Origin of the sequence: Eubacterium barkeri, assembly GCF_900107125.1 — a bacterium.
GTDB classification, from domain to species: Bacteria; Bacillota; Clostridia; order Eubacteriales; family Eubacteriaceae; genus Eubacterium_O; species Eubacterium_O barkeri.
This window is the reverse complement of record NZ_FNOU01000010.1, coordinates 66,915-93,051: the sequence shown is the minus strand read 5'-3', so window position 1 is coordinate 93,051 and position 26,137 is coordinate 66,915. Positions and strand designations below refer to the sequence as shown.

23 protein-coding genes are annotated in these 26,137 nt (G+C 52.3%); 20 read left to right on the top strand and 3 right to left on the bottom strand.

Going from position 1 to position 26,137, the window contains the following annotated elements:
* Nucleotides 1-465 precede the first annotated feature (465 nt).
* Genes murB through whiA form a run of 5 tightly spaced genes read left to right on the top strand, consistent with a single transcriptional unit; the run spans nt 466 to nt 4,984 of the window.
* A complete protein-coding gene (gene murB, locus BLU30_RS07575; RefSeq protein WP_422717896.1) occupies nt 466-1,386 on the top strand; it encodes a UDP-N-acetylmuramate dehydrogenase in 921 nt (306 codons plus the stop codon).
* On the top strand, nt 1,377-2,105 hold the full coding sequence (locus tag BLU30_RS07570; RefSeq protein WP_090245180.1) for a PHP domain-containing protein: 729 nt from the start codon (nt 1,377-1,379) through the stop codon (nt 2,103-2,105). Before murB ends, BLU30_RS07570 begins: the two co-directional genes overlap by 10 nt.
* Nucleotides 2,106-2,149: 44 nt before the next feature.
* On the top strand, nt 2,150-3,019 hold the full coding sequence (gene rapZ / locus BLU30_RS07565; RefSeq protein WP_090245179.1) for an RNase adapter RapZ: 870 nt from the start codon (nt 2,150-2,152) through the stop codon (nt 3,017-3,019).
* A gap of 10 nt (nt 3,020-3,029) precedes the next feature.
* Nucleotides 3,030-4,049: a gluconeogenesis factor YvcK family protein gene (locus tag BLU30_RS07560; RefSeq protein ID WP_090245177.1), complete on the top strand. Its 1,020-nt coding sequence runs from the start codon at nt 3,030-3,032 to the stop codon at nt 4,047-4,049.
* The gene (gene whiA / locus BLU30_RS07555; protein ID WP_090245175.1) at nt 4,046-4,984 is read left to right on the top strand and encodes a DNA-binding protein WhiA; all 939 of its coding nucleotides are present in this window, start codon (nt 4,046-4,048) and stop codon (nt 4,982-4,984) included. The genes BLU30_RS07560 and whiA overlap by 4 nt, the downstream gene beginning before the upstream one ends.
* A gap of 110 nt (nt 4,985-5,094) precedes the next feature.
* On the opposite strand, the gene BLU30_RS07550 is transcribed toward whiA, so the two are convergent.
* Nucleotides 5,095-5,790 (bottom strand): MBL fold metallo-hydrolase, encoded by a 696-nt coding sequence (locus tag BLU30_RS07550; protein WP_090245174.1) that lies wholly within the window; start codon nt 5,788-5,790, stop codon nt 5,095-5,097.
* Nucleotides 5,791-5,962: 172 nt separating this feature from the next.
* On the opposite strand from BLU30_RS07550, the gene BLU30_RS07545 reads away from it, so the two are divergent.
* The 10 genes from BLU30_RS07545 to BLU30_RS07500 all read left to right on the top strand — a co-directional run bounded on the left by BLU30_RS07545 (nt 5,963) and on the right by BLU30_RS07500 (nt 20,774).
* Nucleotides 5,963-8,797, top strand: coding sequence for a response regulator (locus tag BLU30_RS07545; protein ID WP_176770866.1), 2,835 nt, complete (start codon nt 5,963-5,965; stop codon nt 8,795-8,797).
* A 189-nt stretch (nt 8,798-8,986) separates the two neighbouring features.
* Nucleotides 8,987-12,652: a phosphoribosylformylglycinamidine synthase gene (locus BLU30_RS07540; RefSeq protein ID WP_479691029.1), complete on the top strand. Its 3,666-nt coding sequence runs from the start codon at nt 8,987-8,989 to the stop codon at nt 12,650-12,652.
* 58 nt (nt 12,653-12,710) lie between these two features.
* Nucleotides 12,711-13,199, top strand: a complete 489-nt coding sequence (gene purE, locus BLU30_RS07535; protein ID WP_090245168.1) for a 5-(carboxyamino)imidazole ribonucleotide mutase — start codon at nt 12,711-12,713, stop codon at nt 13,197-13,199.
* Between the two features lie 27 nt (nt 13,200-13,226).
* Nucleotides 13,227-13,934: a phosphoribosylaminoimidazolesuccinocarboxamide synthase gene (gene purC, locus BLU30_RS07530; RefSeq protein WP_090245167.1), complete on the top strand. Its 708-nt coding sequence runs from the start codon at nt 13,227-13,229 to the stop codon at nt 13,932-13,934.
* Nucleotides 13,935-14,016: 82 nt separating this feature from the next.
* Nucleotides 14,017-15,402: an amidophosphoribosyltransferase gene (gene purF, locus BLU30_RS07525; protein WP_090245165.1), complete on the top strand. Its 1,386-nt coding sequence runs from the start codon at nt 14,017-14,019 to the stop codon at nt 15,400-15,402.
* 58 nt (nt 15,403-15,460) lie between these two features.
* Nucleotides 15,461-16,492 (top strand): phosphoribosylformylglycinamidine cyclo-ligase, encoded by a 1,032-nt coding sequence (gene purM / locus BLU30_RS07520; RefSeq protein WP_090245163.1) that lies wholly within the window; start codon nt 15,461-15,463, stop codon nt 16,490-16,492.
* Nucleotides 16,486-17,103 carry a phosphoribosylglycinamide formyltransferase gene (purN, locus tag BLU30_RS07515; protein WP_090245162.1) on the top strand — a complete coding sequence of 206 codons (618 nt, stop codon included), beginning with the start codon at nt 16,486-16,488 and terminating at the stop codon, nt 17,101-17,103. The genes purM and purN overlap by 7 nt, the downstream gene beginning before the upstream one ends.
* A gap of 89 nt (nt 17,104-17,192) precedes the next feature.
* Nucleotides 17,193-18,728 carry a bifunctional phosphoribosylaminoimidazolecarboxamide formyltransferase/IMP cyclohydrolase gene (purH, locus tag BLU30_RS07510; protein WP_090245160.1) on the top strand — a complete coding sequence of 512 codons (1,536 nt, stop codon included), beginning with the start codon at nt 17,193-17,195 and terminating at the stop codon, nt 18,726-18,728.
* A gap of 16 nt (nt 18,729-18,744) precedes the next feature.
* Complete coding sequence (gene purD / locus BLU30_RS07505; RefSeq protein WP_090245159.1) at nt 18,745-20,001, top strand: phosphoribosylamine--glycine ligase; 1,257 nt, start codon at nt 18,745-18,747, stop codon at nt 19,999-20,001.
* A gap of 395 nt (nt 20,002-20,396) precedes the next feature.
* Nucleotides 20,397-20,774 carry a metallopeptidase family protein gene (locus tag BLU30_RS07500; RefSeq protein WP_090245157.1) on the top strand — a complete coding sequence of 126 codons (378 nt, stop codon included), beginning with the start codon at nt 20,397-20,399 and terminating at the stop codon, nt 20,772-20,774.
* 78 nt (nt 20,775-20,852) lie between these two features.
* On the opposite strand, the gene BLU30_RS07495 is transcribed toward BLU30_RS07500, so the two are convergent.
* Nucleotides 20,853-21,203, bottom strand: coding sequence for a winged helix-turn-helix domain-containing protein (locus tag BLU30_RS07495; protein ID WP_090245155.1), 351 nt, complete (start codon nt 21,201-21,203; stop codon nt 20,853-20,855).
* A gap of 189 nt (nt 21,204-21,392) precedes the next feature.
* Between BLU30_RS07495 and yqeB the strand changes: the two genes are divergently transcribed.
* A complete protein-coding gene (gene yqeB, locus BLU30_RS07490; RefSeq protein ID WP_090245153.1) occupies nt 21,393-22,196 on the top strand; it encodes a selenium-dependent molybdenum cofactor biosynthesis protein YqeB in 804 nt (267 codons plus the stop codon).
* 34 nt (nt 22,197-22,230) lie between these two features.
* Complete coding sequence (selD, locus tag BLU30_RS07485; RefSeq protein ID WP_090245150.1) at nt 22,231-23,280, top strand: selenide, water dikinase SelD; 1,050 nt, start codon at nt 22,231-22,233, stop codon at nt 23,278-23,280.
* Here the strand turns inward: selD and BLU30_RS07480 are convergent.
* Entirely contained in the window at nt 23,277-24,440 is a 1,164-nt protein-coding gene (locus BLU30_RS07480; RefSeq protein WP_090245148.1) for an aminotransferase class V-fold PLP-dependent enzyme, read from the bottom strand. The genes selD and BLU30_RS07480 overlap by 4 nt on opposite strands.
* 83 nt (nt 24,441-24,523) lie before the next feature.
* On the opposite strand from BLU30_RS07480, the gene yedE reads away from it, so the two are divergent.
* Genes yedE through BLU30_RS07465 form a run of 3 tightly spaced genes read left to right on the top strand, consistent with a single transcriptional unit; the run spans nt 24,524 to nt 26,052 of the window.
* Nucleotides 24,524-25,573 carry a YedE family putative selenium transporter gene (yedE, locus tag BLU30_RS07475; protein ID WP_090245145.1) on the top strand — a complete coding sequence of 350 codons (1,050 nt, stop codon included), beginning with the start codon at nt 24,524-24,526 and terminating at the stop codon, nt 25,571-25,573.
* Between the two features lie 21 nt (nt 25,574-25,594).
* On the top strand, nt 25,595-25,813 hold the full coding sequence (locus BLU30_RS07470; RefSeq protein WP_242873541.1) for a sulfurtransferase TusA family protein: 219 nt from the start codon (nt 25,595-25,597) through the stop codon (nt 25,811-25,813).
* Entirely contained in the window at nt 25,810-26,052 is a 243-nt protein-coding gene (locus tag BLU30_RS07465) for a putative Se/S carrier protein (protein ID WP_090245141.1), read from the top strand. Before BLU30_RS07470 ends, BLU30_RS07465 begins: the two co-directional genes overlap by 4 nt.
* Nucleotides 26,053-26,137: the final 85 nt, after the last annotated feature.

Here is a 26,137-nt window from a genome sequence, read left to right as displayed (position 1 = left end):
TTGCCGCCGGATGACGAGCAGGGACCAGCGCTTCCTTTAAGGAAGCTTCAGACTGTCGACAAACCCAGGGAAGGGTGATGATAAAAATACGAGAACCCTGGCTGCCCCTGCGGGCTGGCGGTTTCGATTTTCATCAAATCAAGAAGGCTAACCGGCCTTAAACCCTATCAAAACCGAAGGTTTTGCGCACTGACGAATGAGAACTTTCCCTTTGTTCGTCAGCGCCTTGCGGTGCTATCCAAATCTTTGATTTGGGATATAGCACCCATGCAACGCTTGTCCAAGAGCCAAAGGCGATTGGCAACAAGCGACTGCTGGGGTCCGGGGTGAATCTTTTTTATCCTCACCCTAACCGCGCTACACCACTTTGTCTACGCTCTGGCGCTTCCTTTAAGGAAGCTTTTTTATTGGGGCTAAAGGATTTGTGTGCTATAATAATTTTGAAAAGCACGGGAGGAAGTGTTGATTTTGGAAAAAAAAGAGATTCAGAAATATTTAGAAAATATCGTCGGGGCTGGACATCTTCTGGTGGATGAGCCCATGGCGAAACATATATCCTTTCGGGTTGGGGGGCCAGCAGACTTTTTTGTGCTGCCCCAGGATACCCAGGAATTAGAAAAAGTTTTAGCCTTCTGCCGGGCCCAGGAACTGCCCCATTATTTAAAGGGAAATGGCAGCAATCTTTTGGTACGGGATGGGGGATACCGCGGCATTATCATCGAAACCAAGGCCCTTTCACAGATCCAGGTGACGGAGACCGCCATTACTGCCGGGCCCGGGGCCCTGCTTCGGGACGTGGCAGATGTGGCGTTGGAGCACGTCTTAACCGGTATGGAATTTGCCTCGGGGATTCCGGGGTCCATCGGTGGGGCGGTGGTGATGAATGCCGGGGCCTACGACGGTGAGATGAAGGATATCGTCGAAGGCGTAACAGTCATTAAAAAAGATGGCACCGGTGCTACCCTGGACTTTGAGGGCTGTGATTTTGGCTATCGTCATAGCAGCATCCAGGAGCAGGGATGGGTGGTCACCGGGGTTAAACTACGGTTAAGGGATGGGGATTACAATACCATCCAGGGAAAAATGAAAGACTTTAACGACAGGCGGCGCAGTAAGCAGCCCTTAGAGTATCCCAGTGCTGGGAGTACCTTCAGGCGTCCGACGGGCTACTTTGCGGGAAAGCTCATCCAGGACAGTGGAATGCAGGGGGCCATCGTTGGCGGAGCCCGGGTCTCTGAAAAGCATGCGGGTTTCGTCATCAATGGTGGTGATGCCACCGCCCGGGATATTCAGGACCTCATTGCAAAGGTGCAGGCAGAGGTCCTGGGCCAGTACGGCATCGCCCTGAAGACGGAAGTCATTATGATTGGAGAAGAATGCGACTAATTTGTGATATGCACACCCACACCACCTACAGCCATGGCCTGGGGACCATCACAGAGATGGTAGAGGAGGCCAGGCGGCAGGGGCTTTCAGCCATTGTCATTTCAGACCATGGAAGAAGCCACCCCCTATACGGGGTGAAAAAGGAAAATTTTGCCAAAATGCGGGCAGAAATCGATGCCCTGAACGCTAAGTATGACGATATTGAGATTTACCTCTCGGTAGAATCTAACATCATCGGAGCAGACGGAACCATCGACATTGGCGAGGAGGAGCTTAAGAATTGTGACTGGATTTATGCCGGCTACCATTATACCTATATTCCCCATCGCTTTTCGGATTTTATTCATTTGATGCTCCGAAATTACTTTACCTACGTGTTCCCTTGGATGAAGAAAAAAACCCGGGCGCGTAACACAGCCGCTTATTTGGCCATGATGGATCAGTATGATTTGAAGATGATCACCCATCCTGGGGATAAGTGTCCCATTGATGTGGATGCTGTTGGGAAAAAGGCGGCAGAAAAGGGGGTGATCTTAGAGATTAACCCCCGGCACAGCCATCTCAATGCTCAGGAGCTGAGGCGAATTTTGCCCTATGGTGGGAAATTTGCCATCAATAGCGACGCCCATCGGGTGGCCACCCTTGGAAAGGTGGAGGGCGGTTTTAAAATTGCTGAGGAAGCCGGCGTACCCATCACACGGATTGTCAATTGTGAGTAGGGAGAGAGCTGGCGGTGTCAAGAAGGGAATGAAAGGAGGCGGCGATGCAAACCATCATCGTAACCGGTTTATCTGGCGCTGGGAAATCCCAGGCCATACAGATTTTAGAAGATGCAGGTTTTTTTTGTGTGGATAATGTGCCGCCCCAGTTGGTGCGCACCTTTGTCGAACTTTGTCGAACCGGGGATTCAGAAATTGATAACCTTGCCCTGGTGACGGATATTCGCGGGGATATTTTCAATGAGCAATTTCAATCGGCTTTGAGTAGTTTTAAAAATAATAATAATGGGGTTGAAATCCTGTTTTTGGAGGCAGATCCAGAAACCCTGGTAACCCGATACCAGACCACCAGGCGAAAGCATCCCCTGACAGACCGGGCCGGAAGCCTCACCCAATCCATTAAGATGGAGCGGGAAAAGCTTGCCCCCCTTCGGGATGAAGCCGATCATATCATCAATACCACGGGGATGAGCGTGAAGGAACTGAAGAAGGCCATTGACCGCATTCTGGAGAATGAGGACGGCAACGCCTTAATCCGGGTGAGTGTATCTTCCTTTGGCTTTAAATACGGCATGCCCATGGGAGCTGATTTCGTCTTTGACGTGCGATTCCTGCCCAACCCCTTTTATAAAAAGGAGCTTCGGGACAAAACGGGCAATGACGCTGAGGTTCGGGACTATGTGATGTCCTTCCCCGAGGCCCGGACCTTTTATGATAAGGTTGCTGATTTGGTGGCCTTTGTCATCCCCCAATACAAAAATGTGGGGAAGGAGCACGTTGAAATCGCCTTTGGTTGTACGGGCGGTCAGCATCGCTCGGTCACCTTTGCATACCTGTTGGAACAGGCCTTTAGAAAGCAAGGGTATCTGACGGCCATCGACCATCGGGATATGGAAAAAAACCGAGAACTTTAGGAGGCTGAATATGGAAATTAAAGAGTATATTCGTGAGTTCACCTTAAAGGATGTGGTCCGGGTCCGAAATCCCCGGGTTGTGGCCTTTGGTGGGGGAACGGGATTATCGGTTATTCTCCGTGGCCTTAAAAAATATACCAACCGTTTAACGGCAGTGGTTACCATGGCTGACGACGGAGGAAGCTCTGGTATGCTCCGGGAGGATTTAGGCATTCTTCCCCCTGGGGATATCCGTAATTGTATACTGGCATTGGCCGATGACGAGAACGTTATGCAGTCCCTGTTTAACTATCGATTTGGAGGAGGGGGTCTGGACGGCCATAGTTTTGGGAATCTTTTCCTGGCAGCCATGGCAGGCATCAGCAGCGATTTTTACGATGCGGTGCGTCGCACCTCGGATGTCCTGCAGATTACCGGCCGGGTCCTCCCGGTAACCCTGGATGAGATGGTCCTCCTGGGGACCTTAAAGGATGGACAGATTATAGAGGGTGAATCCCGTATTCCCCAGGCGGTCAAGGAAAACGATACCGCTGTGGATCATGTGGCCTTAAAATCAGTGGCCAGGGCATTGCCGGAAACCCTGGATGCCATCAAGGCGGCAGATATCATCATCATTGGACCCGGAAGCTTATACACCAGTGTCATTCCCCATCTCCTGGTGGAGGGGGTCGAAGAGGCCATTACCGAAAGTCGGGCTAAGAAGTTTTACATTGCCAATTTGATGACCCAGCCCGGGGAAACCACGGGTTACAGCCAGGCTGACCATATAGAAGCCATTGAAGCCCATTGTTGTTTTAAGGAGCGTCCGCTCTTTCAGTACATCGTGGCCAACGATGGTGATCTGGGGACCCAGGCCATTACGCGGTACCATAAATCCGGGGCGTCCCCGGTAAAAATTGGGAAGATCCTTCCGGGTTATGATTATCTTCTGGGGGATTATGCCATCCAGGATATGGGGCGGGTCCGCCACGATGCCGACGAGCTGGCCAGACAGGTCTTTCAGGTCTACCTTGATGGTGGCATCAAATGAGTTTTTCCCAGCAGGTAAAGAAGGATCTGTGTGCCCAGCCCTTTGAAGCCGACGGCTGCGTTCGGGCGGAGTTATCGGGTCTACTGGCGCCGGTGGCCGTGGTGGCGGTGGATGCAGCGCTGGTCCCCCAGGTTATCAGCGTTCAAACTGAAAATCCAGCTGTGGCAGGGCGTATCTTCCGCATGGTCAAGCTGCTTTACGGCATCATCCCCAGTGTGAAGATCCTTAAGCGCAAGCAGTTTAAAAACCATCGCCTGTACGAAGTCACCATCATGGGGGATGTCGTGCGCGTCTTAAAGGACCTGCGGATATTGCGCCATAATGCAAAGCATCAAAATTTTTATGTCAACGAGATCCCCCCCTTTTTCAGCTCCAAGCAGCGGTTTATTAAAAGCTATATCCGGGGGGTGTTTTTATGCTGTGGCTCGGTATCAGATCCAGAAAAGGGCTATCGCCTGGAGCTGGCAGGAAAGCAAAAGGATTATCTCAAAAGCCTGGCCCAGATATTAAGCCACTATGAGATTAAGACCAATCTCATCACGAGGAAGGCATCGGAGGTGCTCTACGCCAAGGAAGCCGAGAGTGTCTCCGGTTTTCTTGGCCTAATCGGGGCCCATAAGGCGCTTTTAGACGTGGAGAGTATCCGGGTGATGAAGGAAGTGCGCAGCGATGTCAACCGGAAGGTCAACTGCGATGTGGCCAATCTCAACAAGGTATCCGCCGCAGCAGAAAAACAGCTGGCGGATATCCAGGCCATTGCCGACGGTCCGGGGCTCGAAAGCCTGCCCCTCAGCCTCCAGGCCCTGGCCACCCTTCGCCTGGAAAACCCCGACGCCAGCATCAAGGAGCTGGGGGAGATGATGGTCCCCCCCGTGGGCAAATCCGGGGTCTACCATCGCCTTTCCAAGCTGGCCAAGATCGCCGCGGAGCGGTAGTCTGAAATGACAGTCAGACGGATAATATTCAAGTAAAATGCAAAAAGACCCACCGATACATCCTGAGGGATATCCGGTGGGCTTTTGCGTGGCAAATCAATTTTGCGTGTTTAATCCTCGAAAATAATCTCATTTCGTTTTTCAATGGGGAGGATTTCCGTACCAGAGCCGTAAACTTTACTGGTCAGGGTACCCACCAGGCTGTAGTCATCCCAGAAATGCATGGGCGCCAGGACCCTGGGATGGAGTTCATCGATGAAGTAGACGGCGGCCTTGGTGGCAGAGCCTCCCAGGCGTCCATCCACAGGGACGAAAGCCACATCGATGATGGTGTTCTGGAGATCTGCCTTCAATTTGGCAATCTCTGCCTTGTAATCCGCTTCTTCGGCTACCGGGTCGATGTGCGGGCGTTCCTCGGTGTCCCAATCCCACCAGTTTAAATCGCCGGCGTGGAAGATGGTCTTTCCCTCAGCCTCTACCAGAAAGGAGACCCCCAGGTCTGTAGACCCATAGGTCTTAATGGTTACCCCGTCTATTTCCAAGGTTTCGTAAGGATGGACATAGCTAATGTTACTCCCCCCACGTTTACTAATATCGTCACTCAAAATATAAGTGGAATTATAATCGGTGCCATAGGAGAAGATGCGCTGGGCAAAATGATCCTTGTGACTGTGGGTAGCAAAGAAGATATTTTTCCGGCCCTTCCGTAAAAAATGGGGTTGGATATTGGTAATGGCATCAAAGATCAGGGTGACCTTTTCCAGTTCGACAATGAAGCCGCTGTGATGCAGATAGATAACTTTCATAAAAACCTCCTTTATAATGGGCTTGCCGTATAATATAGTTTCATTATAACAGCTTTTTCTGAAAAAAACAGGTCCTTGAGGGAAAAGATTTGGATGAGGTCATCCTTGGGCCTGGATTATGTTATAATAAAAAAAGTTTAAGCTGAAGAAAATGAAAAAGCGAGGGTATGACATGGATGGTGTCAAAGTCATGTTTGAATCGATAAGGGCGGAAGCACGAGCGGTGATGGAGACCGCCTTAGCCCAGGCCGGGCTGCAGTATTGGGAATACAACATTAACGAAAAACGCTTATACCGTTTTGGAGAAGAGCTTGAGCGTATAGGGCAAGGGGGTTGGGACGAGGATGTCCCGGAGAGCCATGTGCGCACAGGAAAGATCCATCCGGATTGGGTAGAGGCCTACCGGGGATTGTACGCAAAAATCCAGGGGGGAGAAAACGCTCGCCAGGCGATTAAAATTAAGAATGACGATGATACCTGGGGCTGGCTGGATCTAAGCTACCGAGTATTGTGTGATGGCGCAGGCTATCCGGAAATTGCCATCGGAATTGGGAGCAAATATCTAAAGGCGCCGGATTCAAATTTGGGTGGTGCTCTGTCTGATGTCCAGGGGCGTTTGTCGGAAACCCAATCCTCCATGCAGGCCGCCATCAACAGTGCTGGAATGATGTATTTTGAGTATTATCCAGACACGGACTCGGCTTTGGAATTTAATGGTCGGGAGTTTTTTGGGATTGCGGCATACCTGGAGAATTATCCCGATTGTTGGTTCGAGAAAAAATTTACCCATCCAGATTATGAACCTGTTCTGCGAAGTGCTTTTGAGGCGATGAAGGCAGGGGCTCCGAGTGCTACGTGTGAGGTGATTAATCGAATCGAAGGTCAGGAATTCTGGCATCGTTATGGATTTACGGCGATCTATGATGAGACAGGTAGGCGCATTAAGGTAGCTTGTACGGCCACCGACATTACCGCCCAAAAAGAGATTGAAAAATCCTATGCGCGGCAGAGGGATTCTTTAGTGCGCGCCATGCCAGATGCCATTTCTGTGTTCCATGGGAATTTGACAACAAACCGTCTTTTGGAGCTCATCATTCCCGGACCTGTGGGACAGACCGTTGAAGCGTTGGAGAATATCCAGGAGATCATCGCATTTACAAGCCAATTTCTTCCCAATAAAAAGGAGCAAGAGCAGTATCTGGAATTGTTTTCCAGAGATGCACTCCTAAACTGTGCGTGTCAGGGTGAACGAGAACAAAGCTTAATCCATTGGGTTGCGATGAAAAATAGACACCGCCATCGTGTCCGGACTCAGGTTATTATTATGGAAAACCCGACTACTCGGGAAATCGAGGCGTTTTTCTATTTAGTGGATATGGATGAACAGCTCCAGGAAGAGATGATTATCCAGCATCTTACGAATGAAGAATATGATTTCCTCGGGATAATTGACACGGTGAACGAGACGTTCCATATTACAACGCAAAAGGAAAAGGAACAATTGGTTCAATCGCATAATCCCTACCCGGATTATGATGAAGCTATCCGTCATTTCATTGAAAAGGTCGTTGTCCCTGGGGAGCGTAAATCCTTATATGAGGCCATTGCGTTGCCATCCCTTATCGAAAAGCTTGGGAAAAAACCGACGTTTAGTGTGACCTTTGCAGAGGGTATCGATGGAGAAGAGCGCTATAAAATGCAAAAATATGCCTATTTATCGAAGGATGATACCCGTATTCTCGTTGAAAAAATTGATGTAACGGAAGATCATCTGCGAGAACAAAAACGTCTTCAGGAAATTGGATCGGCTTTAACCATGGCGGAGAAGGCCAACCAAGCTAAAACTGATTTTCTCTCTCGAATCAGCCACGATATGCGAACACCTATGAATGGTATTGTGGGGCTGGTCGCCTTATCCGAAGATGAAACCGACGCCGGAATTCTCCGGGAGAATATCCGAAAAATAGGAGAGTCGGGCCAATATCTGCTCTCCCTCATAAATGATACCCTTGATATGAATAAGATTGAAAGCGGAAAGATGATTCTCGGGCCAGAGCGCGTGAAATTTCGTTCGTTTATTGAAAATATTTGGGATATGGTCGATCCAACAGCGGCTGAAAAGGGGGTGGATTTTGTCTTAAAAACCGATGGTTCCCTAGAGAATCGGGATGTTTTTATAGATTTGGTTCGGATGAAGCAGATTTTCATCAATCTTTTATCCAATGCTATAAAATTCACTCCCAAGGGAGGTCTGGTGACCTTTAATATCCAAGGCGGGAAATCCCAGCGGCCGGGGCGTTGGCGAACGCAATTTACCGTAAAGGATTCGGGGATTGGTATGAGCCCGGATTTTGTGAAAAATCAAATGTATATGCCCTTTTCCCAGGAACAAAATCGAGTGACAACGACCTCCGCGGGGTCCGGTCTCGGTTTAGCCATTGTCAAAAGCCTGGTGGACCTCATGGAAGGCGAGATTATGGTGGAAAGCCATCCCCAGGAAGGGACCTGCATGACGGTAATCTTAGACTTAGAGGTTTTAGACTCAGGGACAGGGGAAGAAAATCAGACAACGGTGTCCCTGGATATTTTAGAAGGAAGCCGGGTTTTATTGTGTGAGGACCATCCCCTGAATTCAGAAATTGCAGAGCGATTGTTAACCAAGGTGGGATGTCAGGTTGAAAAGGCCTGGGATGGTGCCCAGGCTGTAGAGGCTGTATCGAATTCTTCTGAGGGGTGGTATGATGCTGTCCTTATGGATATTCGGATGCCTGTAATGGATGGCTTAACCGCAGCCCAGACCATCCGTAAACTGCCGCGACAGGATGTCCGCACCTTGCCCATTATTGCCATGACGGCCAACGCTTATGAAGAGGATAGTCAAAAATCCAGGGAAGCGGGAATGGATGCCCACATCGCTAAGCCTATTGTCAAAAGAACATTGTACACTGTCTTGGCAGACTATATGAGTAAAGGACAGGGGTGTGCAACAAATGATGTGTTTTCATAAAAATTGTAAATATGATAGAAAATGAAAATGTTTAAAGGGGAATATTTTGCTCTATCGTTTCAAATTCCATTGAAAAAAGTTGCAAAAAATGCGAAAAGAGAGTACAATAGCTGTATCAAATATAAAGGTGGAGTAGTAGTGATCAAACGATATTTCGTAGAAAAGAAACCGGGATTTAATACGGAAGCAATGGCTCTGGCTGAAACCTTCCGTAAAATCCTGAACATCAAAGGGCTGCGTGGTATCCGTATCATCTATCGGTATGATGTGGAAATGTTGGATGATGACATCATGGAGAAGGCGAAAAATATTATTTTCTCAGAACCGAATGTGGATGATGTGGGGGAGGATGCCATGGCGTTCTCAGACGGTGAGCGGGTTTTTGCCACCGAGTACCTTCCTGGACAATATGACCAGCACGGGGATTCAGCAGCTCAGTGTATCCAAATTTTGGCCGGGGATCGTCCAGCCATCAAAGTCGCTAAACTGGTAGTTGTCGATGGGGATGTCGATGATACCCAATGTGATCGAATCAAAGAATATATGATTAACCCTGTAGACTCTCGAGAGGCGTCCCTGGAAACACGCCAGACCCTCAGTGATGCCACCAAAGAACCGGCACCCATCGAGCGGATAGAGGGTTTTTGTCATTATTCCCCGGAAGCGTTGGAGACCTACCGGGTCAACATGGGCTTTGCCATGAGCCCCGCAGATATTCAGTTTGTACAGACCTATTTCAGGGATGAAGAAAAACGAGAACCTTCCCTCACGGAGCTTAAGGTGATCGATACCTATTGGTCTGATCATTGCCGACACACCACCTTTTCAACGTGCCTCGAAGCCATCAGCTTTGAAAAGGGACCAGTGAATGCCGCAGTGGCAGAAGCCTTTGAAAAGTATGACGGCACCCGGGATGTGCTTTATGGTGCGGATACAGAGCGCCCCGTCACCCTTATGGACCTGGCAGTTATTGGGACGAAGGACATCAAAGCGAGGGGATTAATTCCTGACTTGGATGAGTCTGAGGAAATTAACGCCTGCAGTGTGAATATTTCTGTGGATCACGACGGTGAGGATGAAGACTGGCTCCTCATGTTCAAGAATGAGACCCATAACCACCCCACGGAAATTGAACCCTTTGGGGGGGCGGCTACCTGTTTAGGAGGCGCCATTCGGGATCCCCTTTCCGGGCGCAGCTACGTCTACCAGGCCATGCGCCTGACCGGCGCCTGGGACCCCCGGGCAGCCATTGAGGATACTCTTCCAGGAAAGCTGCCCCAGCGGAAAATCTCCCAGGAAGCGGCCCATGGCTATAGCTCCTATGGGAACCAAATCGGCTTGGCCACCGGGCAGGTGGTGGAAGTTTACGATCCAGGATTTTTGGCCAAACGCATGGAGGTCGGGGCCGTCATCGCTGCGGTTCCGAAAGAAAACGTCCGCCGGGAACGCCCCCAACCGGGGGATATTATCCTTCTGGTGGGTGGAAAGACTGGCCGGGACGGCTGTGGTGGGGCCACTGGCTCATCCAAGGCTCACACCGAGGAATCCATCCACGAAAGTGGGGCTGAGGTCCAGAAGGGAAATCCCGTTGAAGAACGGAAGATTCAGCGCCTGTTCCGGAACCCGGAACTGGCCCGGATGATCCTGCGGTGTAACGACTTTGGTGCCGGCGGGGTTTCCGTGGCCATCGGAGAGCTGGCAGATAGCCTGGACATCGATTTAGACAAAGTACCGAAGAAGTACGAGGGGTTAGACGGCACAGAGCTGGCCATCTCTGAATCCCAGGAACGCATGGCCGTGGTAGTGGCAGAAGGAGATGTGGATGCCTTTATCGCCATGGGTAATGCAGAAAACCTTGAAGTCACCCCGGTGGCGGTGGTGACCGATACCGGCCGTCTCGTCATGAAGTGGCGGGGAGATACCATTCTGGATCTTTCCCGGGCCTTCTTAGACACCAATGGGGCGGCCCAGTATACAGATGTCGTAGTCCGGGAACCCCAGGACAAACCGGAGGTTGAAATCACTGGCGATATTGCCGGACGGACCCTTGAGATGATGGCAGACCTCAATGTGGCCAGCCAAAAGGGTCTCTCAGAAATGTTTGATGCCACCATCGGGGCCGGCACGGTGACCATGCCCTTCGGTGGAGAATATGCCCTCACCCCCCAGGATGGAATGGCGGCAAAGATTCCCGTGGAGCATGGCGATACCAATACCTGCAGCATCATGACCTATGGGTACAATCCAGAGGTGGCTAAATGGAGCCCCTTCCACGGCGGGATCAGCGCCGTGGTCGAATCCCTGGCGAAGGTGGTGGCCATGGGTGGAGACTTCAGAAAGACCCGCCTGAGCTTCCAGGAATATTTCGAACGCCTGGGGGATGACCCGGAAAAATGGGGACGCCCCTTCGCTGCTTTGCTGGGAGCCTTTGAAGCCCAGCAGGCCCTGGGGATTCCGGCCATCGGTGGGAAGGACAGTATGTCCGGTACCTTTGAGGATCTCACCGTGCCCCCCACCATCATTTCCTTTGCGGTCACTGCTGGACGGGTGGACCGCATCGTTACGGGTGAACTGAAGGCACCTGGCCATAAGCTCTATCTCTGCGGCATCGCCAGGGATGACAAAGGCCTGGTGGATTATGACTCTGTTGCCCGGATGTTAGACGGGGTCCATGAAATGACCAAATCCGCTCGAGTGGTAGCCGCTAAGGCCGTGGGTCAGAAGGGGGTCATGGAGGCCCTGGCTAAAATGGCCATGGGCAATAAGGTGGGGATCCGTCTGTCCGATACCCTGGACGAAGCCTTCCTCTTCAGCCCCAATTGCGGTGCGATCATTGTGGAAGCCACAGAAGATTTAGACAACGCCCTGCTATTGGGCGAAACGACCGCGGATCCCGCCATTACCCTGGGAGACCTTCGCCTTGATCTGGATGCGATTATCGAAGCCTGGCAGGGAACTCTGTCCGGGGTTTATCCTGAAAATGTCTCTGTGGAGGGACCGGTGGAAAATGTATCCTATACCGCTGGCCCTGTAATCAGTGCCGCAAAGACCTTTGCCGCACCCCGGGTGTTCATTCCTGTTTTCCCGGGAACCAACTGTGAGTATGACTCTGCCAGGGCCTTTGAAAAGGCTGGTGCCGTTCCGGAAACCGTCATCTTCCGCAATCGCACCGCCACAGATATTGAAAGCTCCATGTCTGATATGGTCCGGGCCATTAAAAATGCCCAGATGATTATGATCCCCGGAGGCTTTTCCGCCGGGGATCAGCCCGATGGCTCCGGTAAATTTATTGCGGCTGTCTTTAGAAACCAAGCCATGCAGGATGCCGTCATGGACCTTATCAAAAACCGTGATGGTCTCATGCTGGGGATTTGCAACGGCTTCCAGGCTTTAATCAAGCTGGGACTGGTGCCCTATGGTGACATTGTGGATATGAAGCCTGGCATGCCGACCTTGACTTATAACACCATCGGCCGGCACATCTCCGCTATTCCCATGACTAAGGTGGTCTCCAACCTGTCACCCTGGCTGAGCGGTGCCGAAGTGGGGGCGACCTATCGGGTGCCGGTATCCCATGGTGAAGGCCGCTTCATCGCCAGTGATGCCGTTATGGCAGAGCTGATTAAGAAGGGCCAGATTGCCACCCAATACGTGGATGCCCAGGGCAATGCCACCATGGACGGTCGCTATAACTTAAACGGCTCCACCTGGGCTGTGGAGGGTATCACCAGCGCCGATGGCCGGATCCTCGGTAAGATGGGCCACTCTGAACGGGTGGGAACCGGTTTATATCAGAATATCCCCGGAGAAAAGGATCAGAAGATCTTCGAATCCGGTGTGGCATATTATAAGTAAAAACAGCTTAAAAGAACCGAGATTCGGAACGCATTTTTTATAAAGAAAGAGGAAGCACATGCCTAAAGTAGCCGTTATTATGGGGAGCGACAGCGATTTCGATATCGTCAAGAAATGTCTCATTGCTCTGGAAAAATTCGACATCGAATACGATGCCCAGGTCATCTCTGCCCACAGAAACCCTGATAAAATCTTTGATTACGCCCGAAACGCTGAAGACAACGGGATCGAGCTGATTATTGGAGCCGCCGGGAAGGCGGCCCATCTTCCAGGGGTCATCGCCGGGATGACTCCCTTGCCAGTCATTGGAATCCCCATCCAAACCTCCTTCCAGGGGGGGCTGGATTCCCTGTTGTCCATCGTCCAAATGCCATCGGGCGTCCCGGTAGCCACTGTGGCCGTCAACGGTGCCGAAAATGCTGGAATTCTGGCCGCCCAGATGCTCTCCATCAAATATCCCCAAATCCGGGAGAAGATGAAGGCCTACAAGGTTGCTCTCAACGACCAGGTCATTGAAAAGAACGCCAATCTGCAGAAGATGCTGTAAAACGTATTTGTGAAGGAGAAAATAACCATGAAAAAACTAGAACAATTGTACGAAGGTAAGGCTAAAAAAGTATTTAAAACCGATGATGACAATCAGTTCATCATTGAATATAAGGATGATGCCACCGCTGGTAATGGCGCCAAAAAAGGCACCATCAGCGGGAAGGGTGTCATCAACAACAAGATGACCGCCGTTCTGTTCCCCATGCTGGAAGCCCAGGGGATCCCCACCCACTTCATCGAACAACTTTCAGACACGGAGCAGCTGGTTAAGGCTGTGACCATCTTTCCCCTGGAAGTCATTGTCCGTAACACCGCTGCCGGCTCCTTCAGCAAGCGTTTAGGTGTGGCCGAAGGGACCGTCTTTGAGGAACCCATCTTTGAATTTAGTTATAAAAACGACGATTACGGTGATCCCTTCATCAATGATGACTACGCTGTGGCCCTTAAACTGGCCACCCGGGAAGAAATCGCCACCATCCGGGAATACACCTTAAAGCTCAACGCCATTCTAAAGGAATTCTTCATGGAACGGGGCGTCAACCTCATTGATTTCAAGGTAGAATATGGTAAAACCACGGATGGTACCATCGTTTTAGCCGATGAAATTTCACCGGATACCTGCCGGTTCTGGGATGTGAAAACTGGTGAAAAGCTGGATAAGGACCGTTTCAGACGGGACATGGGCGGCATTGAGGAAGCCTACCAGGAAATGATGAAGCGGGTCAACGGCTAACCGTAGCCGACAAGGAAGCATGGCCGCCTGATTTTTACATTTGGGGGAATTCATAAAACGAGAAGGAATAAACGAGAAAATTATGAGCAGTATCGATAAATTTCATGATGAGTGCGGCGTTCTCGGGGTATATACCCCAAAGGCCGATATGAACGTATCCCCACTGTTATACTATGGTCTTTTTGCCCTTCAGCATCGAGGTCAGGAAAGTGCTGGTATTTCTGTCAACCGCGGGGGAAAGATCAATACCCATAAGGATGTGGGATTAGTCAGTGATGTCTTTAAAGGCAATGTCTTAAAAAACCTAAAAGGAAACATAGGCATTGGCCATGTACGCTATTCTACCTCCGGTGAAGGAGGGGTGATTAATGCCCAGCCCCTATCCGTCAATTTAACCAGTGGGCAGATTGCCCTGGCCCATAACGGCAACCTGATTAACGACAAGGCCCTCCGGGAAATGTTAGAGGATAACGGGGTGGTCTTCCAGACCACCATCGATACCGAGGTGATGGTGGATTTCATTGCCAGGGGTCTGCGCCACGGCATCATCGAATCCATCCAGCGCATGGTGGAAATCATCAAAGGGGCTTATGCCCTGGTCATCACGCTGGGGGATAAGCTCATCGGTGTTCGGGATCCCTACGGCCTGCGGCCCATCTGCCTTGGGAAAAAGGATGATATGTTCATTTTAGCCTCCGAAAGCTGCGCCATTGACGCCATCGGCGGAGAGCTAATCCGGGACTTAAACCCTGGTGAAATCGTCGTGATCGACGAAAATGGTCTCCAGTCCTACGGTCAAAAGAACTGGGTGGGCAAGCGCTCCTGCATCTTTGAGCAGATTTATTTCGCGCGTCCAGATTCCATCATGGAAGGGAGCAGTGTGTATCACGCCAGACACCAGGCCGGGATGATCCTTGCCAAGGAGGCCCCAGTGGAAGCCGATGTGGTCATTGGGGTGCCGGACTCCGGTATTCCTGCGGCCATTGGCTATTCCACGGCCTCGGGGATTCCCTACGGCATGGGCCTGATTAAGAACAAATACAGCGGACGGACCTTTATTTCTCCCAATCAGCAGCAGCGGGAGCAGGGGGTACGCATGAAGCTCAACCCTCTTAAGGAGGTTATTGAGGGCAAACGGGTTATCATCATTGATGACTCCATCGTCCGGGGGACCACCAGCAAGCGCCTGGTGGAAATCCTCAGGGAAGGCGGGGCCAAAGAGGTCCACTTCCGGGTGACCAGTCCGCCAGTGGCCCACACCTGCCACTTTGGCATCGATACTCCAAGACGGAAGTACTTGATTGGGGCTAAAAAATCCGTGGAGGAAATCCGGGAAATTCTGGGAGCGGATTCCCTGGCCTACATTTCCCTGGACGGGCTCAATCAATCCGTGGGCGGCGGGAACGAATACTGTCGGGCCTGCTTCGATGGGGAGTACCCCATGGAGGTCCCTGTTTTATCGGAGTAGCCATAGCGCTCAACACAGTTATTTTAATCATCTAAAAAAGGTATGAGAAGGAGAGAAAATGCCAAATAATAGTGCTTATAAAGCCGCCGGTGTCGATGTCGAGGCCGGTTACGAATCCGTACGACTGATGAAGGACGACGTCAAGCGGACCTTTAATGAGTATGTGTTATCCCATCTGGGAGGGTTCGGGGGACTTATTGAGCTTCCAGAAGGGTACAAAAAACCGGTGCTGGTTTCCGGTACAGACGGCGTGGGTACCAAGCTCATGATCGCCTTTATGATGGACAAGCACGACACCATCGGTATTGACGCCGTGGCCATGTGTGTCAATGATATTCTGTGTCAGGGTGCAAAACCCCTGTTCTTCTTAGACTACATTGCCTGTGGGAAGAATCATCCCGAAAAAATCGCTCAAATCGTTTCTGGGGTAGCCGAGGGCTGCGTCCAGGGCGGAATGGCCCTAATCGGCGGGGAAACCGCCGAAATGCCCGATATGTACAGTAATGAAGACTATGATTTGGCGGGCTTTGCCGTGGGCGTGGTGGATAAGGATGACATTGTCACTGGCCAGAAAATCGCCGAAGGGGATGTTCTGGTAGGGCTGCCCTCCTCCGGTGTCCACTCCAACGGGTTTTCCCTGGTGCGTAAGCTTTGCTTTAAGGACCTGGGACTTAGTGTGGACACCTATATTGAGGATTTAGGGGGGACCCTGGGGGAAGCCCTCATTACACCCACCCGGATTTACGTCAAGGCCATGGAGGATGCCATCCTTCCCTTTAAAGTGAAGGGCATGAGCCATGTCACTGGCGGCGGCTTCTACGAAAACATCCCCCGGATGATTCCCGACGGCCTCTGCGCCCGGGTCAGCACCCGGGATATTGCCCCCTTGCCCATTTTCTCCTTCTTAAAGGAAGCGGGGAAGGTAGAGGATGCTGCCATGTATTCCACCTTTAATATGGGCATTGGCCTGGTGGTGGCTCTGCCTGGGGACCAGGCAGACGCCTTTGTGGCCCATCTCCAGAAGAAGGGCGAAAAGCCTGTGATTCTGGGGGATATTGTTGTGGGTGAGGACAAGATTATACTATGCTAAAAATCGGTGTGTTAGTATCCGGCGGGGGGACGGACCTCCAATCCGTGATCGACGGGGTCCATGGCAAAACCGGGGAAATCGCCCTGGTGCTGTCCAATAATCCCGAAGCCTACGGCCTGACCCGGGCCCGGTCAGCCGGCATCCCTACTGCCGTGGTGGTGGAAGCCGACTGCGACGGTGTTGTGGATTTCAATGGGAAGATGGTGGACGCCCTACAGGCTGCTGGTGTGGAGCTGGTGGTTCTGGCCGGCTTTATGCGTATCATCACCCCAAACTTTGTGGCAGCCTATCCCCAGGCTATTATTAATATTCACCCTGCCCTCATTCCCGCTTTTTGCGGCGAGGGCTTTTATGGGATGCACGTCCACAATGCCGTGTACGATTACGGGGTGAAGGTCACCGGTGCCACCGTGCACTTTGTCAATGAGGAAGCCGACGGCGGCCCCATCATCGCCCAGCGGGTGGTGGATATACTGGACGATGACACCCCGGAGAGCATCCAGAAGCGAGTGCTTGCGGTGGAGCATACGCTGTTGCCCTGGGTAGTGGAGCAGTTCTGCCTGGGCCGGGTCAGCGTGGACGGCCGGCATGTCCGCATCGTCAGGGATTAAGTCGGTACCATTTACGGGCATCCGGCTTTTGTATGGAAAACGGATAAAATTCAGGCATCACGCCTGTGTATTGGAGGAAACCAAAAACCATGAGAGCATTAATTTCAGTATCAGACAAGACAGGGATTGTAGAATTCGCACAGAAGCTGGTAGCCCAGGGCTGGGATATCCTGTCCACTGGCGGCACCGCCCGCGCCCTTCGGGAGGCTGAGGTCCCGGTTCGGGATGTTTCGGAAATCACCGGATTCCCGGAATGTCTGGACGGACGGGTGAAGACCCTCCATCCCTTAGTTCACGGTGGAATTTTGAACATCCGAAGCAATGAGGAGCACCAAAAGCAATGTCAGAAGCTGGGCATTGAAAACATCGACTTGCTGGTCATCAACCTTTACCCTTTTAAAAACACCATGATGAGGGATGGGGTTGCCTTTGAGGACTGTATTGAAAACATCGATATTGGCGGTCCGACTATGCTGCGCTCTGCGGCCAAGAATTTCAATGATGTTACCGTCGTGGTGGATCCGGCGGATTATGCCACTGTCCTCTCGGAAATTGAAGATGAGGGCTACACCACCTACCAGACCCGGTATAATTTGGCCTTGAAGGTCTTTGAAACCACTGCAGCCTATGATACCATGATCTCCGATTACCTCCGGGGTCATGTGGAAAAGGCCCTGCTGGTCGAGGACAAGGTTACCTTCACTTACGAAAAAGTCCAGGACCTGCGCTACGGCGAGAATCCCCACCAAAAGGCTGCTTTCTATAAGGAGATTGGTAAAAATGTAGGGACCCTGACCTCTGCCCTTCAGCTTCAGGGCAAGGAGCTCTCCTACAACAACATTAACGATACCAACGGCGCTCTGGAAGTTCTGAAGGAATACCAGGATGAACCGACCATCGTTGCGGTGAAGCATGCCAATCCCTGCGGGGTGGCCAGCGATGTCACCATCGCCGATGCCTACCGTAAGGCCTACGAAGCTGACCCCACCTCCATCTTCGGGGGAATCGTCGCCTCCAACCGGGAAATCGATGCCGATACCGCCCGCCAGATGGTGGAAATCTTCCTCGAAGTCATCGTGGCCCCCGGCTTTACCGATGAAGCGAAGGCGATTCTCTCCGCCAAGGAAAACCTGCGCCTGCTGGTGTTAGAGGATATCCTCCACAACGAACCGGGATACGAAACCAAGAAGGTCATGGGAGGACTCCTCGTCCAGGAACGGGATACCCAGGGTTACGAAAAGCTGGAAGTGGTCACCGACCGTGCCCCCAGTGACGCAGAAATGGCCGACCTCCTCTTCGCCTGGAAGGCCGTCAAGAACACCAAATCCAACGCCATCACCCTGGCCAAGGATAAATGCCTGGTGGCCAACGGCCCCGGACAGGTCAACCGCATCTGGCCCATGGAAAGCTGTGTGGAACACGGCGGAGACCGCTGCAAAGGGGCTGTCATGGCCTCCGATGCCTTCTTCCCCTTTGATGATGTGGTCAAGGCCGCAGCTGCAGCTGGCATCACCGCCATCATTCAGCCCGGCGGCGCCGGACGGGATGCGGATTCCATTGCCGTCTGCAACGAAAACAACATCGCCATGGTATTCACGGGGATGCGGCATTTTAAGCATAGTTAATTAAGGAGAATAATCGATGAAAATAATGGTAATCGGCTCTGGCGGACGGGAACACGTCCTTACCTGGAAAATCGCCAAAAGTCCCCGGGTAGATGAAATCTACTGTGCTCCGGGCAACGGCGGCATGGCAGACATTGCCACCTGTGTGGACCTGTCCGTGGAAGACATCGACGGCTGTGTGGCCTTTGCGAAGGAAAAGGGCATCGACCTGGTGGTCGTCGGCCCAGAGGTTCCCTTAGTCCTGGGCATGGCCGATGCCATGGCCGAGGCCGGCATCCGGGTCTTCGGGCCCAATGCCAAATGCGCCCAATTTGAGGGCAGCAAGGCCTTCACCAAGGAATTCCTCTTCCGCCATAACATCCCCACGGCCTTGTATAAGGAATACACTGCCTATGATGACATCGTTAAGGATCTGGGCATCTACGGCTACCCCATGGTCATCAAAGCCGATGGCCTGGCCGCCGGTAAGGGCGTTGTCATTCCGGAAAACGAGGAAGACGCCCTGGCCGCCATGAAGATGATGCTGGAAGACAAGGCCTTCGGCGAAGCCGGGGATAAGGTTGTCATCGAGGAATTCCTCACCGGAACCGAAGCCTCTATGCTCTGCTTCGTGGACGGGAAGACCATCGTCCCCATGGAAAGCGCCCGGGACTACAAGCGCGCCTACGATGACGATAAGGGCACCAACACCGGGGGCATGGGGAACTACTCCCCCAACGCCCTCTTCTCCGATGCCGCTCTGAATCAGCGCATCGAAAAAGAAATCCTCACCCCCATCATCGACGGCTTCATCGCCGATGGCATGGACTTTGTGGGCATTCTCTTTATCGGCCTGATGATTGAGGATGGCGTACCCAAGGTGCTGGAATTCAATGTCCGCTTCGGGGACCCCGAAGCCCAGGTGGTTCTGCCCCGCATGGAATCCGATATCATCGACATCATGGAAGCCTGCATCGACGGGTGCCTGGCCGATTGTGACATCCAGTGGAAAGACCAGGCCGCCGTCACCGTCGTCGTGGCCTCCGGCGGCTACCCTGACGCCTATGAAAAGGGCAAGGTTATCACCGGCATCAAGGATGTGGAGGGCTGCGAGGTGTTCCATGCTGGCACGGCCCTAAAGGATGGAAAACTGGTCACCAACGGTGGCCGGGTCCTCTGCGTCACCGCATTGGGTGAAACGGTAGAGGAAGCCCGTCAGCAGGTCTACAGCCAGGTAGACAAAATCAAATTTGACGGCGCCTTCCATCGGGGGGATATCGCCAAAGGGATTTAACCGTCAGTCCCATATTACATTAAAAAGCTGTCTGCTCATGGAAAGGAGCGGGCAGCTTTTTCTGTACAACCGTGCTGGTTGCAGGGGACCAGGCTTTGTCGGAATACTCGATGCTGAATCCACCAAGAGTGGATTGTTATGCCACAGGCAATCCTGGTAATTGGAAAGAGAAGATAGAGGATGAGCGTATTGAGGAAGTCGTGGAAGAAATGCTGAATACCTATTGGAGGCAGAGACTATAAATTTAAAGCGATTGGGGATCGTGGGGCGTAAAAAAGAGGCTATCCTGAAAGAATTAATAGAACTATACATCAGCAAATAAAGCCAGGATGGATCATTCTTAAGGCATCCATGGTATGGTATGGACCATAACGGATTTTGAATGAGGAGGACATATGATCGCCTTAACCATTGATGAATTTACCGAAGAAATGCAAAAGCTGGCAGATGAGCTGCCAGAGGAATTCTTTGATCATTTAAACATGCAGATCATGATTGAGGAGACGGCGAAGAAAAGCCCGGAGAAGATTTCAGTGCCCTTGTACATCATGGGGGAATTCGTCATCAATGCCCTGGGTCGGGGCATCCGGATTTACTATGGCAGCTTCGAGGCTGTTTTTGGCTATTTGGACCGGGCCGCCCTCATTAATGAGATGCGCCGGGTACTCCGCCATGAGATGCGCCATCACATGGAATCTCGGGCCGGCCTGCGGGATTTGGAGATCATTGACCGCATGGATCTGGATGCCCTTCAGAAGAAGCATACGCCTTAACTGCGGATCATTCGCCCCACGAGGCAGGAGGATACACAAAAAAAGATGGAAAGGACAGCAGAGTAGTGCTGTTCTTTTTTAGGTGGTTTCGTTCTGAAAAACATGGGCGAAGGCCTTTTCCGAATAAGCCCGGACCTGGGCTTCAAAGCGCAGGTATTTTTCCATAAAGGCCCGACATTCCTGGGTGAGCTCTGCACCACCTCCGCCCTTCCCACCGGTGGTGGAGTTGAGGAGTTTGCACTCCAGGTTTTCTTCGGCGGTTTTAATGAGCCGCCAGGCTTTGGAATAAGCCATTCCCATTTCGATGGCAGCGGCTCGAAGGGAGTGACGCTGGTCCACGCGCTGGAGCAGCTCCACAATGCCGGGGCCGAAAAATTTTTCATCCCGAAATAATCGGATTTGAATCGAATAATGAAGGTCTTGCATCATGCTCTGCCTTTCTAACAACTGAGAAATTTTTACTGCTGATAAGATAAGATTCTTGACAGAATTGTCATCAAGTGTTATTCTCTTTTGTGAATAACGACTTAAATAATCCAATGACTCTTTAAAAAAGTATATCATTTGGGAGAGTACATCGTCAATTGCGGATTTAGTACAAGGTGTTGGGAGGTACTTATGCGGGTCATTATAAAGGGAGCGGGAGAAATGGCAACGGGTGTGGCCCATCGGCTCCATCAATCGGGGTTTGAAATCATCATGACGGACATTACCCAACCGACCACCATTCGCCGGAGGGTGGCCTTCTCCCGGGCCATTGGTGAAGGCAGGGCAGAGATTGAAGGTGTCGTGGCCCGTCGAACTGGTGTCGATGAGATTGGGGCGGCTTTAGAAAATGGCGACATTGCGGTAGTACCCTCCCGGGATGGCGGTTGGTATGGCAGTGGCCAGGGGTGTATTCTGGTGGATGCCGTTATGGCGAAATACAATACCGGGACGGCCATCACCGATGGGGATCTGGTCATTGCCCTTGGGCCGGGATTTAAGGTCCAGGAGGATTGCCATGCGGTGGTAGAAGCCTCCCGGGGACATCATTTGGGGAAGGTGTACTATCAGGGATGTGCCCTGGCGCCCCCGGAACTGCCGGAGCGGAATAACGGACCCCGGGAGCTGCGGATGCTGCGGGCTCCTGGCAGCGGGCTCTTTTACCCATTGCGGGAAATCGGACAGCGGGTAGAAGAGGGGGAAATCATTGCCCAGACCGGGGATCTCCCCGTGGCAGCACGGGTGTCCGGTATTCTAAGGGGAATCCTCCCCAAGGGAACACCAGTGCACCATGGCATGAAGGCCGGAGAAATCGACCCGGACTGTCAGCCTGAGGATTGCTTTACCATCTCGGCAGAGGCCCGGGCAGTAGGCGGGGCCGTTTTGGAAGCAATCCTGCATCTGCGAAATAAACAAGGTGTGAAGGACAATAAGTGATGGTAAAGAGATCAATTCAGATGGAGAGAAAAATATGGAAGAAACCATTAAACTGACGAAATTGGCAAAATGCGCTGGGTGTGGGGCAAAGGTAGGGGCAGGGACCCTGTCGGAATTATTAGGGGATTTAAAGGTTCATCAGGACGAAAACCTCATTGTAGGTTTTGATAAAAGCGATGATGCTTCGGTTTACAAAATCAGTGAGGAGCTGGCCCTGGTCCAGACCCTGGACTTTTTCCCACCCATTGCTGATGATCCCTACCTTTTTGGGCAGATTGCGGCCACCAACGCACTAAGTGATGTCTATGCCATGGGCGGTGAGCCTAAATTGGCCATGAACATTCTTTGCGTAACGGAATCCATGCCCCGGGAGGCGGTCCACGAGGTGCTCCGGGGTGGGTATGATAAGGTTTATGAGGCCGGAGCCATTATTACGGGAGGCCATAGCATCATCGATGAGGAGCCCAAGTACGGCCTGTCCGTCACAGGCTTTGTCCATCCAGACAAGGTGTTAAGCAATAGTGGTGCCAAGGTGGGGGATCAGCTGATCCTGACCAAGCCCCTGGGAGTGGGAATCCTCACCACCGGGGCCAAGGTGGATATGGTAGAGCCCGAAAATCTGGAGCGGGTCATGACTCAAATGACCACCCTCAACAAGGCCGCCCGGGATGTTATGGTTAAATACCGGGTCCACAGCTGCACCGATGTGACGGGCTTTTCCCTCATGGGCCACGGCTATGAAATGGCCGAGGGCAGTGATGCTTCGCTGGAGATCTGGACGGATGGCATCGAGGTGCTGCCCCAGGCCCTGGAGCTGGCTGAGATGGGGATTTTGCCCGCAGGGATGTACCGCAACCGCAGTTTCTGTGAAGCAGAAGTCACTGTGGATGAGGGAATCAGCCGGGCCATGGTGGATGTCCTCTTCGATCCCCAGACCTCTGGTGGCCTGCTTATGGCAGTGGATCCGGCAGATGCCGAGGCCCTCTACCGGGAGCTTCAGGACCAGGTCCCGGGGGTCCAGTGGATCGGTGCAGTTACGGAGGCCATCCCGGGATGCAAAATTAAAATTCGCCCAGGCCGTTAACGGCATGAACCACCCTGGAGAATCTCTTCCAGGGCTGTGATGGCCTGATGGATTTCCTGGGCGGTATTAAAGGCCGAAAAGGAAAAGCGGACACTGCCCTGGGGGTAGGTCCCCAGGGTTTGATGGGCACTGGGGGCACAGTGGAGGCCGCACCGGGTCATAATGCCGTATTCGCTGCTGAGGCGATGGGCCACCATGGCATTGTCCCGGTCCGTGAAGTCCAGGGAGACGACGGCCATCCGGCCGGAGGTCCCGGGCAGACCCACCCTGCGGATATTGGGGAGCACAGACACACCGTCGAGGAATTGTTTCGTCCGTTCCATTTCGAGGGTGTGCATTTTTTGCCAGTCGTTATCCTCCAAAAAACATAATGAATGATGGAGGCCGTAAATGCCTGGCAGGTTCAGGGTTCCGCTTTCAAAACGATCGGGCATATAAGTTGGCAGTTCTTCGGAATCTGAGGCGCTGCCAGTTCCTCCGGCAATCAGGGGTGTGAGGGTTTGGGCCAGTTCTGGGGTTAGGAGTAAGCCTCCAATACCCTGTGGTCCCAGAAGGCCCTTATGTCCGGTGAATCCCAGGGCCGAGAGCCCCAGGTCCTTAAAGTCAATATCAATGTGCCCGGCGGTTTGAGCGGTGTCCAGTAAAAAGGGAATACCATAGTCCTGGGAAATTTGTCCGATTTCCGCCACGGGCAGCAGAGTCCCACAGACATTGGAGGCGTGGAGGCAGGCGATCAGCCGGGTGTTGGGGCGGATAAGGGGGATGATGGACTGGGCATCCAACTGGCCCCGATCATCCCCGGGAATCCGGTCGAAGGTGACGCCCTGGGCAGCCAGTTGGACCAGGGGTCGCATGGTGGCATTGTGCTCCATGCTGCTGACAATAGCGTGGTTTCCCGGCTTAAGAAGCCCTTTGATAACCAGGTTCAGGCTCATGGTGACCCCGGAAGTGAAAATCACGTGGGAGGGATCACCAAAATGGAAAAGCCGGGCTAGCTGTTCCCGGGTTTCCAGGGCGGTTAAGGCAGCGGTGGTGGCGGCCGCGTAGCTGGAGCGGTTGATGTTTGTACCAATATCTTCCAGATAGTGGCCAACGGCAGCTCCAAGGCCCGGAGCCTTGGGGAAGCTGGTGGCACCATTATCAAAATATAATCTATCCATATCGTTCTCCTGTAAGTAGTATATCGATAAGGACAGTTTAACATAGATGAGAGAAATAATAAAAGAAAGAGGTAATTTTTAGAATGAAAAAGAATGGGGTGTTTATTTTGAGCGGCGTGCTCATTGGCGGTGTAGCCATTGCCCTGGCGGCTCTGGGGAATCCCGGAAATATGGGGTTCTGCATTGCTTGTTTCCTCCGGGACATTGCTGGTTCATGTTCTCTGCACAGCGCAGGTGTCGTGCAGAATTTCAGGCCGGAAATCGTGGGGCTCCTCATTGGGGCCTTCGTCATGGCAGTGCTGAGTAAGGAGTTTAATCCCAAGGGCGGATCGGCACCCTTTACCCGGTTTTTACTGGGGATGGTGGCGATGATCGGTGCCCTCATGTTTTTAGGCTGCCCCCTACGGATGATGTTGCGCATCGGCGGCGGGGATTTAAATGCCATTGTGGGATTGGCAGGCTTTGTTGTTGGGATATTAGGGGGGATTTTTGCCCTCAATAAGGGGTTCAACTTACGCCGGGCTTATAAGATGGGCCAGGTAGAGGGCATTGGATTTACCGTAGTCCTGGTGGGGCTTTTCGTCCTTTCCCTGGCCATTCCCTCTTTGTTTAAACTTAGCACTGAGGGGCCGGGGTCCATGTATGCACCCATTTGGGCGGCTCTCCTTGGGGGTATTCTGGTGGGCGCTGTCTGTCAACGCCAACGGGTGTGTACGGTAGCCGGTATTCGGGATGCCATCATGTTTAAAGAATTTCGGATGCTGTGGGTTTTTCTGACAATTATTGCCACGGTTCTGGTGGGCAATTTAATTCTGGGGACCTTTAATCTTGGCTTTGTGGACCAGCCCATCGCTCATACCGATGGATTGTGGAATTTCCTGGGAATGGCCCTGTCCGGTCTTTGCTTTACCCTCCTTGGGGGCTGCCCTCTGCGCCAGCTGATTTTAACAGGAGAAGGGAATTCGGATTCCGCTATGGTGGTTTTGGGACTCATTGCTGGAGCGGCCTTCGCCCATAATTTTGGGTTAGCAGCTTCGGGAAAGGGCCCCACCTTTAATGGACAAATTGCGGTAGCTGTGGGATTTGTCATTGTCGCCATCATTGCGGTGATGTATTCCCGGGAACAGGCTTAGGATTTTGGGAGGATTGAAAGGATGAATACAATGGATAATACAGTGGATGCACGGGGGCTGTCCTGCCCCATTCCGGTGGTGATGGTAAAAAAAGCAATGGTGGGCGAGCCAGCAGAGGTATCGGTGTTAGTGGACAACCCCGTCGCCATGGAGAATGTCACCCGATTTGCCGAGCATCAGGGCTACACCGTGACCGTATCGGAGGATGCCGGGGAGTACCGGCTGGATTTAAAAAAGTGAAAGATTATATCGCCACCTTCCACACCCATTTTTCTGCGGTGAAAACCCACCGAAGCCTGGGGGCTGCGGGGATAGAGGCAGTGATGATGCCTACCCTCCGGGCCCTGTCCTCCAGCTGCGGGACCTGTGTGGCCTTTCAGGCAGACCGGGATATGCGGGAATGCCTGGACGGGGAGTACGAATGTCTGTATCTCGTGGAGGGTGAGGGAGATTATCAGCGCCTGTTGGATAACCGGTAAAGCAAAGGATACCCGCCTATAAATATATTTTGGTATTTATAGGCGGGTATTTTAATATTCGTTTTGGGGGGCAGGCCATCCGGCC

Excerpts from the sequence above, each read along its gene's own strand:
- BLU30_RS07470 (WP_242873541.1), top strand. The coding sequence starts at position 25,595 with ATGAATACAATGGATAATACAGTGGATGCACGGGGGCTGTCCTGCCCC.
- selD (WP_090245150.1), top strand. The coding sequence starts at position 22,231 with ATGGAAGAAACCATTAAACTGACGAAATTGGCAAAATGCGCTGGGTGT.
- purF (WP_090245165.1), top strand. The coding sequence starts at position 14,017 with ATGAGCAGTATCGATAAATTTCATGATGAGTGCGGCGTTCTCGGGGTA.
- BLU30_RS07550 (WP_090245174.1), bottom strand. The coding sequence starts at position 5,790 with ATGAAAGTTATCTATCTGCATCACAGCGGCTTCATTGTCGAACTGGAA.
- BLU30_RS07545 (WP_176770866.1), top strand. The coding sequence starts at position 5,963 with ATGGATGGTGTCAAAGTCATGTTTGAATCGATAAGGGCGGAAGCACGA.
- purD (WP_090245159.1), top strand. The coding sequence starts at position 18,745 with ATGAAAATAATGGTAATCGGCTCTGGCGGACGGGAACACGTCCTTACC.
- purC (WP_090245167.1), top strand. The coding sequence starts at position 13,227 with ATGAAAAAACTAGAACAATTGTACGAAGGTAAGGCTAAAAAAGTATTT.
- BLU30_RS07540 (WP_479691029.1), top strand. The coding sequence starts at position 8,987 with ATGGCTCTGGCTGAAACCTTCCGTAAAATCCTGAACATCAAAGGGCTG.
- purE (WP_090245168.1), top strand. The coding sequence starts at position 12,711 with ATGCCTAAAGTAGCCGTTATTATGGGGAGCGACAGCGATTTCGATATC.
- rapZ (WP_090245179.1), top strand. The coding sequence starts at position 2,150 with ATGCAAACCATCATCGTAACCGGTTTATCTGGCGCTGGGAAATCCCAG.
- whiA (WP_090245175.1), top strand. The coding sequence starts at position 4,046 with ATGAGTTTTTCCCAGCAGGTAAAGAAGGATCTGTGTGCCCAGCCCTTT.
- BLU30_RS07500 (WP_090245157.1), top strand. The coding sequence starts at position 20,397 with ATGATCGCCTTAACCATTGATGAATTTACCGAAGAAATGCAAAAGCTG.
- BLU30_RS07480 (WP_090245148.1), bottom strand. The coding sequence starts at position 24,440 with ATGGATAGATTATATTTTGATAATGGTGCCACCAGCTTCCCCAAGGCT.
- BLU30_RS07560 (WP_090245177.1), top strand. The coding sequence starts at position 3,030 with ATGGAAATTAAAGAGTATATTCGTGAGTTCACCTTAAAGGATGTGGTC.
- purM (WP_090245163.1), top strand. The coding sequence starts at position 15,461 with ATGCCAAATAATAGTGCTTATAAAGCCGCCGGTGTCGATGTCGAGGCC.
- purH (WP_090245160.1), top strand. The coding sequence starts at position 17,193 with ATGAGAGCATTAATTTCAGTATCAGACAAGACAGGGATTGTAGAATTC.
- BLU30_RS07570 (WP_090245180.1), top strand. The coding sequence starts at position 1,377 with ATGCGACTAATTTGTGATATGCACACCCACACCACCTACAGCCATGGC.
- purN (WP_090245162.1), top strand. The coding sequence starts at position 16,486 with ATGCTAAAAATCGGTGTGTTAGTATCCGGCGGGGGGACGGACCTCCAA.
- yqeB (WP_090245153.1), top strand. The coding sequence starts at position 21,393 with ATGCGGGTCATTATAAAGGGAGCGGGAGAAATGGCAACGGGTGTGGCC.
- BLU30_RS07495 (WP_090245155.1), bottom strand. The coding sequence starts at position 21,203 with ATGATGCAAGACCTTCATTATTCGATTCAAATCCGATTATTTCGGGAT.
- yedE (WP_090245145.1), top strand. The coding sequence starts at position 24,524 with ATGAAAAAGAATGGGGTGTTTATTTTGAGCGGCGTGCTCATTGGCGGT.